8 protein-coding genes are annotated in these 7,510 nt (G+C 67.9%); 4 read left to right on the top strand and 4 right to left on the bottom strand.

Annotated elements, in window-relative coordinates; all coding sequences use genetic code 11:
- The coding region (locus Q0C59_RS17345; RefSeq protein WP_291217874.1) for a 3-hydroxyacyl-CoA dehydrogenase NAD-binding domain-containing protein at positions 1-527 on the bottom strand (527 nt) is incomplete at its 3' end.
- Between the two features lie 178 nt (positions 528-705).
- Between Q0C59_RS17345 and Q0C59_RS17340 the strand changes: the two genes are divergently transcribed.
- On the top strand, positions 706-2,406 hold the full coding sequence (locus tag Q0C59_RS17340; RefSeq protein ID WP_291217871.1) for a GMC family oxidoreductase: 1,701 nt from the start codon (positions 706-708) through the stop codon (positions 2,404-2,406).
- Positions 2,351-2,650 carry an antibiotic biosynthesis monooxygenase gene (locus Q0C59_RS17335; protein WP_291217869.1) on the top strand — a complete coding sequence of 100 codons (300 nt, stop codon included), beginning with the start codon at positions 2,351-2,353 and terminating at the stop codon, positions 2,648-2,650. The genes Q0C59_RS17340 and Q0C59_RS17335 overlap by 56 nt, the downstream gene beginning before the upstream one ends.
- On the opposite strand, the gene rocF is transcribed toward Q0C59_RS17335, so the two are convergent.
- Positions 2,651-3,568, bottom strand: a complete 918-nt coding sequence (gene rocF / locus Q0C59_RS17330; protein ID WP_291217867.1) for an arginase — start codon at positions 3,566-3,568, stop codon at positions 2,651-2,653.
- Between the two features lie 204 nt (positions 3,569-3,772).
- Here rocF and Q0C59_RS17325 point away from each other — a divergent pair, with 204 nt between their 5' ends.
- Positions 3,773-5,023 (top strand): right-handed parallel beta-helix repeat-containing protein, encoded by a 1,251-nt coding sequence (locus tag Q0C59_RS17325; protein ID WP_291217865.1) that lies wholly within the window; start codon positions 3,773-3,775, stop codon positions 5,021-5,023.
- 90 nt (positions 5,024-5,113) lie between these two features.
- Positions 5,114-6,205 carry a DUF6352 family protein gene (locus Q0C59_RS17320; RefSeq protein ID WP_291217863.1) on the top strand — a complete coding sequence of 364 codons (1,092 nt, stop codon included), beginning with the start codon at positions 5,114-5,116 and terminating at the stop codon, positions 6,203-6,205.
- On the opposite strand, the gene Q0C59_RS17315 is transcribed toward Q0C59_RS17320, so the two are convergent.
- Both Q0C59_RS17315 and Q0C59_RS17310 read right to left on the bottom strand, forming a co-directional pair.
- Entirely contained in the window at positions 6,202-7,083 is an 882-nt protein-coding gene (locus Q0C59_RS17315; protein ID WP_291217861.1) for a diacylglycerol kinase family protein, read from the bottom strand. The two genes, Q0C59_RS17320 and Q0C59_RS17315, sit on opposite strands and share 4 nt — an antisense overlap.
- Positions 7,084-7,114: 31 nt before the next feature.
- Positions 7,115-7,510: methylmalonyl-CoA mutase family protein (locus Q0C59_RS17310; RefSeq protein ID WP_291217859.1), on the bottom strand; the 396-nt coding region annotated here is incomplete at its 5' end.

Here is a 7,510-nt window from a genome sequence, read left to right as displayed (position 1 = left end):
CCCAGCGCCAGCGCCAGGGCTTTCACCGCGTCGTGCGTGGCGTCGCTGGTCTGCAGGCCGCGGATGATTTCCACCAGCGCCATCATGGGCACGGGGTTGAAGAAGTGCATGCCGATGAAACGGTCGGGGCGTTTCGTGGCGGCGGCCAGCTTGGTGATGCTGATCGAGCTGGTGTTGGTGGCCACGATCACGTCGGCGGCGAGCAGGCCGTCAAGCTGCTGCAGGATCTTGACCTTCAGGCCTTCGCTCTCCGTGGCCGCTTCAATGACGAGCTGTGCGCCCTTGAGGTCGTCGTAGTTGGTCGAGCCGGTGATGAGCGCGAGCGCCTTGTCCTTGTCGGCGGCGGTGATCTTTTCTTTCTTGATCAGGCGGTCCAGGCTGCCGGCCACGGTGGCCAGGCCCTTGTCCACAGCGGTCTGCGCAATGTCGACCAGCACCACGCGGATGCCGCTGGTGGCGCAGGCCTGCGCGATGCCGTTGCCCATGGTGCCCGAGCCGATGATGCCGACCGTTTGAATGCTGCTCATGTGGTGTTTTCTCCTGCGTGTGGATGTGTGTGGTGTGGGGTTTTCCCTGCGTCGCCGGGGTGTCGACGGGGCCGGTTTCTTAGGCGCCACTGCCTACCGGCATGCCAACCCCTGTGCTACCTTGCAGCCCAATTGTCGCGCACGGTTTGACGGGCGCCACACACGACGGAGACACCCCATGTACGACTACATCATCGTTGGCGGCGGCTCGGCAGGCAGCGTGCTCGCCGGCCGCCTGAGCGAAGACCCTGCCATTCGCGTGGCCCTCATCGAAGCCGGTCCGCCCGACAGCAGCGTGCTCATCCATTGCCCGGCCGGTCTCGCGGTGATCGCCAAGTTCGAAATGAACGGCTGGGGCTACAACACCACGCCACAGCCCGGGCTGAATGGCCGGCGTGGTTACCAGCCGCGCGGCAAGGTGCTGGGCGGCTCCAGCTCCATCAACGCCATGATCTACGCGCGTGGCCACGCGGCCGACTACGACGGCTGGGCCGCGCAGGGCAACCCGGGCTGGTCCTACGCCGATGTGCTGCCGTACTTCAAGCGCGCCGAGCACAACGAACGCGGCGCCGACGCGCTGCACGGCCAGGGTGGCCCGCTCAACGTGATGGATCTGCGCAGCCCCAACCCCTTCCTGGCATCGTTCATCGAAGCCGGCCAGCAGGCGGGCTACCGTCACAACACCGACTTCAACGGGCCTGAGCAAGAGGGTGTGGGCGCCTACCAGGTGACGCACAAGAACGGCGAGCGTTTCAGCGCCGCCAAGGGCTACCTCACGCCGCACCTGCAGCGGCCCAACCTGCAGGTGATCACGAACGCGCTGACCACCCGCGTGGTGATGGACACCGACGTGAACCCGCCCCGCGCGGTGGCGGTGGAATACCGTGGCAACGGCGGGCGTGGGCCCATGCAGACACTGCGCCTCAAACCCGGTGGCGAGGTGGTGCTGAGCGCCGGCGCCTTCGGCTCACCCCAGCTGCTCATGCTCTCGGGCGTGGGCCCCACCGCGCACCTGCAAGAACACGGCATCACCCCGGTGCTGGACCTGCCCGGCGTGGGCGCGAACCTGCACGACCACGTGGACGTGGTGATCGTGGTCAATGCCCCCAAGGTCAAAGACCTGTTTGGGCTGACTCCGGGCGGGATCTGGAAAGCACTGCGCGGCATCTTCGAATGGCGACGCCAGCGCAGCGGCCTGCTCACCACCAACTTTGCCGAAGCCGGGGGCTTCATCAAGAGCGCACCCGACGAGGCCATTCCCGACCTGCAGCTGCACTTTGTGGTGGGCAAGTTGGTGGACCACGGGCGCAAGTCGGTGCTGGGCAACGGCTATTCGTGCCACGTGTGCCTGCTGCGCCCCAAGAGCCGGGGCAGCCTGCGCCTGGCCAGCGCTGACCCGCAGGTGGCGCCCCTGATCGATCCCGCGTTTCTGCAGGACCCCGACGACACCGCGCGCCTGGTGCGCGGCTTCCAGGTGATGCGCCGGTTGCTGGAGCAACCCGCGCTCAAACGCCATGGTGGCACCGAGTCGGCCACCTCGGTGCTGGCACAAAGCCCGGCGCAGATCGAACAGTTCGTGCGCAACCACGCCGACACCATCTACCACCCGGTGGGCACGTGTCGCATGGGTCCAGGCCCGATGGACGTGGTGGACGCGCGGCTGCGGGTGCACGGCGTGGCGGGTCTGCGGGTGGTGGATGCGTCGGTGATGCCCACGGTGGTGGGCGGCAACACCAACGCGCCGGTGATCATGATGGCCGAGAAGGCCGTCGACATGATGCTCGACGACCGCCTGGCCACCTCATCATTTCAGGAGCTTCACGATGATTCTCGAACACGCCGACATCCGCATCGATCCCCTCAAGAGCTCGGCGTTTGAAGAGGCCATTGTTCGCGGCGTGACGACCGTCATCGCGCACGCCAAGGGCTTCAAGGGCTACAAGGTCAACCGCAGCATCGAGACCCCGGGCCGCTACCTGTTGATGATTTACTGGGGCACGCTCGAAGACCACACCGTGGGCTTTCGCGGCTCCGATCTGTTCCCCCAGTGGCGCGCCATCGTCGGCCCGTTCTTCGCGCAACCACCGGTGGTTGAACACCTCGAACTGGTCGGCAAGAGCTGATCAGCCCTTCCTCATCAAAGTGGACTTGCCGAACAGGCTTTCGATCAGGTCCACCGCCAGCTCTGCCGTGCGGTTGCGCACGTCGAGTGCCGGGTTGAGTTCCATCACGTCCATGGACGCCAGCCGTCCGGTGTCGGCGATCATTTCCATGCACAGCTGCGCTTCGCGGTAGGTCGGGCCGCCGGGCACCGTGGTGCCCACGCCGGGCGCGATGTCGGGGTCGAGAAAGTCCACGTCGAAGCTCACGTGCAGGTGCGTGTTGTCGTCCATGCCCGCGAGCGCCTGCTCCATGGTGTGGCGCATGCCCATCTCGTCGATGTAGCGCATGTCGAACACCTCCAGCCCTTCTTCGTGCACCAGCCGCTTTTCGCCGGCGTCCACGCTGCGGATGCCGATCTGGCGCACCACGCTGGCGTTGATGGCCGGTGTGGTGCCGCCGATGCCGGTGAGCAGCGCCGGGCCGTGCCCGCACAGCAGCGCCACCGGCATGCCGTGGATGTTGCCGCTGGGCGTGAGGGCGGCGGTGTTGTAGTCGGCGTGGGCGTCCAGCCACAACACACGCAGCTGTTTGCCGGTCTCGCGGCAGTGGCGCGCCACTGCGCTGATGGAGCCCAGCCCCAGGCAGTGGTCACCGCCCAGCACGATGGGCAGGCGCCCCAGTGCGAGTTCGGCGTGCATCGCGTGGTGCAGGGTTTCGTTCCAGGCCGCCACCTCGGGCAGGTGGCGGTAGCCGTCGGTGGGCGGTTGCCATGGGTTGGGCGGGCCGCTCAGGTTGCCGCGGTCGATCACGGTCAGGCCGTGGCCTTCCAGCACGCTGGCGAGGTTGGCCACGCGCATGGCTTCGGGCCCCATGGAGGCGCCGCGCGCGCCGGCGCCAATGTCGGTGGGCACGCCGATGAGGCTGATGTGTTTTTGCATGCAGCGATTGTCCTTGAGAAGCGCATGCCGGGTGGCCGCCATGTATCTCTTGGTATGGGCTGTGTCGGGATGCGGGCGTGTTCTCGCTGCTTCGCCATGCGTGCAGGTTGCGGGCCGTTACATCGACCTACGTTCTGCGGTCGGTGCCCGTGGTGTCGCTGGCAGACTGCGCCCTTTGCCGAATCCGACCCTGGACCCCGACCGATGAACACACCGCTTCCCTGGACCTGCCTGCTGTTGACCACCCTGGCCTTGAGCGCCTGCGGTGGCGGTGGATCGGACGACACCGCCGCTCCCCGTTCCGCTCCGGCGAGCCAGACCACCTTGCCTGCCGTGCCCCAGGGCGCCCTGGCCTGCGACACCGCCACCGGGCGGGTGTTGAACGTGGGCCCCGGCCAGGCGCTGGCCACCCCCGGCGCTGCCGCGGCTGTGGCCCAGGCTGGTGACGTGATCCGCATCGCCGCGGGCGACTACCGGGGCGACGTGGCCACGTGGCGCCAGAACAACCTCACCCTCTGCGGCGTGGGCGGCCGGGCCCGCCTGTTTGCCGACGGCAACAGCGCCGGCGGCAAGGCCATCTGGGTGGTGTCGGGCAGCAACATCACCATCGACAACGTTGAATTCCGCAACGCCGCCGTGCCCGACCGCAACGGGGCCGGCATCCGTGCCGAGCACAGTGGCTGGCTGCGTATCCGCAACAGCGGTTTCTTCGACAACGAAAACGGCATCCTCACCAGCGCAGGTGCCATGAGCCTGGTGATCGAAGGCTCCGAGTTCGCGCGCAACGGGCGGGGCGACGGCTACACCCACAACCTCTACGTGGGCCAGATCGACCGGCTCACGGTCTCGGCGAGCCATTTCCACGAGGCCAAGGTGGGCCACAACCTCAAGAGCCGGGCACGCGAGTCGGTCATTGAAAACAGCTACCTGATGGACGGACCCGGCGGCACCGCCAGCTACCTGGCCGACTTTCCCAACGGCGGGCGGGTGGTGATGCGGGGCAACCTGCTGCACAAGGGCCCGAACGCGCAGAACCCCAGCGCCGTCTCGTTCGGCGCCGAAGGCCTTGCCCACGCCACCAACACGCTGGAGCTCACGCACAACACCGTGGCGATCACGCGCTCGGGCGGCGCTTTCGTGGCGGTGTACGCGGGCACGCAGTCGGTCAACCTCAAGGCCAACCTGTTCGCCGGCACCGGCAACCAGGCGGTGCTCAACGGCAGCTTTGCCAGTGGCAACGCGGTGCAGACCGGCAACGTGAGCGGACTGGCCGGAAACATCCCGGGCGTGGACAACATCGCCAACCCGCGCTTCTGGCCCGATGTTTCCCTGCAGGCCATGCTGGATGTGGGCAGCGTGCTTGACGCGGGCTATGTGCGCGATGCACCGCGGCCCTACCAGTTGCGCGCGATCTCGGGCGCCCGAAAAGCAGGGGCCTTGCAGTCGGCCCCTTGAACCCGGGGGGCAGGGCGCGTGAACGACAATGCAGGCCCCTGCGTTTCTGTCAAACCCACCCACGCCGGCCACGCGCCGCGGGCGCCTGCCATGCCTTCCCTAGCTTCCCCCCTGTGGACCCCCTGCGGCTTTGACCATTTGACGCGCAACCCGCGCGGCTGGCTGGTGCCGACCGATGAATACTGGCGCCTGTGGCTGCAGCGGCCCGAGCTGGCGCTGGTTGAAGAGTCGTGTGCGGCCGAACAGGCGCTGCACGCATCGCTCATGGACGCGCCTACGCGCGCCGTGGCTCCGCACGAGCTCGACGCGTTTGAAGACGATGACGCACGCGCCAACCACCGCCTGTTCCTGGGCTTTCGCGATGCGGTGATGTCGGCCGGCTCGCTGGAAGCGGCCTACGCCGGGTTCTTCAAGGCCGGCTCGGTGCAGATCCCGCCGCTGTTTCTCGACCTCGTGGTGCAGGCCCTGGTGTGCAACCTGCTCGACGGCGTGGATGGCCTGGATGGCGCCTGGCAGTGGCGCGCGGCCGAGATGCTGTTTCGCCGCCAGCGCGTGCGCGTCCAGGACGGTCGTGTGCTCAGCGGCGACAGCGACGTGCTGGACATGCTCAATGAAACCGGCGGCCTGGGCGCGGTGGGTCGGCTGCTCATGCAGAGCGGCGCGGCCATTCCCGAGGTGAACATCGAGGTGCTGAGCGACGACAACGCCGCGCGCTACCTGCAGAGTCGCGCGGGCAACGGGCGTTTCAACTTCGTGCTCGACCTCACGCACGAGATCCAGCGCGAGCTCTCGCACGGCCTCACGCTCACCATGAACCGATCGCAGTCGGGCCTGAAGGCGCTCGCCCTGGTGCTGCAGAAATGGGTGCGGCATTTCCACGGGGTGGTGGTGCAGGTGCAGCCCGAGGCGCGTGTGGATGACGAAGCCTGGCGCTGGCATGTCGGGCTCGATGTGGAATCCACCGCCCTGCTCAACGACCTGTACCGGGGCAATGAGGTGGCGCCCGAGCGCCAGCAGCGCCTGATCAGCCTGTTCCGCCTGACGTTTGACGACCCGCAGGACATGCAGCTTGATGTGCGCGGCAAGCCGGTGTACCTGGGCCTGGCCATGAACACCGAGGGCCTGCTCAAGATCAAGCCGCAGAACCTGCTGCTGAACCTGCCGCTGGCCCGTTCGATCTAGATCCCCACCACCGCCAGCGCACCCGGCAGCACGCTCAACTTCAGCTGTCGCGCATAGCCGAGGAATTCACCGTCGGCCGCCAGCGGCAGGTCGGGGTCGCTGCTCACGGTGAGCGTTTCAAAGGCGCGGGTGCGGATGCGGCTGTGGCCCAGGTGTGTGCCGGTGAGCAGGCGCGGCAGCATCGCGAGTGCCCCAAGGCGGCCGAACTCCCCGGCCAGCAGCAGGTTGAGCAGGCCGTCGTTGGTGCGTGCGGCGGGCGTGGCCGGCATGCCGCTGCCGAAGGTGGGTGTGTTCAGGCTGGAGGCAAAGAGGGCTGGGCCGCTGTGCAGGTGTTTGCCATTGGCCGTGACGTCCAGCCGCCAGGTCTGCAGGTGGGCCAGCTCGGCCAGCGCGGCCCAGGCATAGCGCGGCCTGCCGCTGAGCCAGCGCGGCCCGCTCAGCGTGCGCAGCACCACCGCCGAATCAAAACCGGCGGTGAAGCTGGAGAGGAACAGCACGCGGTATTCGCGGCCCTGCGGGTCCATCCACTCCGCGCAGCCCACGTCCATGAGGCGCGGGTCGGCGTTGAGCGCGTGGACCAGCGAGGCCAGTGGTGCACGTCCGTGCAGACCGAGCGAGCGCGCCACGTCGTTGCCGGTGCCCACGGACACCACGCCGAGTTCGTGGCCGCGCTGCAGCAGCGCGGGCAGCCAGCGGTTGAGCGTGCCGTCGCCACCGACGGCCACCACCCGGCTGCCCTCGGGCAGCTTCTGCAGCAGGGCGAGGGCGTCCACCAGATCGCGCGGTGCGTGCAGCACCACGTCGGGCGGCAAGGCCGCTTGCAGCCGCGGTAACAAGGCCGCCGCCCGCCCGCCCTGGGCGTGCGGATTGAGCAGCACGCAGCGCTGCGGACCCGGTCTCAACGAACGCTCACATGTTGCGGCGGTACTGGCCGCCCACCTCGAACAGGGCCGAGGTGATCTGGCCCAGCGAGCACACGCGCACCGCCTGCATCAGCACCTCGAACACGTTGCCGTTCTCGATCACCGCCTGTTTCAGGCGCTGCAGCATGGCCGGCGACTCGTCGGCGTGGAGCGCGTGGAATTCGGCCAGGCGCTTGAGCTGGCTCTGTTTCTCTTCGTCGGTCGAGCGCGCCAACTCCAGCGTGTCGGGCGTTTCATCGCCATGCGGGTTGCGGAAGGTGTTCACGCCCACGATCGGGTACTCGCCCGTGTGCTTGAGCATCTCGTAGTGCATGGACTCGTCCTGGATCTTGCCGCGCTGGTAGCCGGTTTCCATGGCGCCCAGCACGCCGCCGCGCTCGGC

Origin of the sequence: Hydrogenophaga sp. (assembly GCF_022844385.1) — a bacterium.
GTDB lineage: Bacteria > Pseudomonadota > Gammaproteobacteria > Burkholderiales > Burkholderiaceae_C > Hydrogenophaga.
This window is presented reverse-complemented; position numbering and strand designations above follow the sequence as displayed.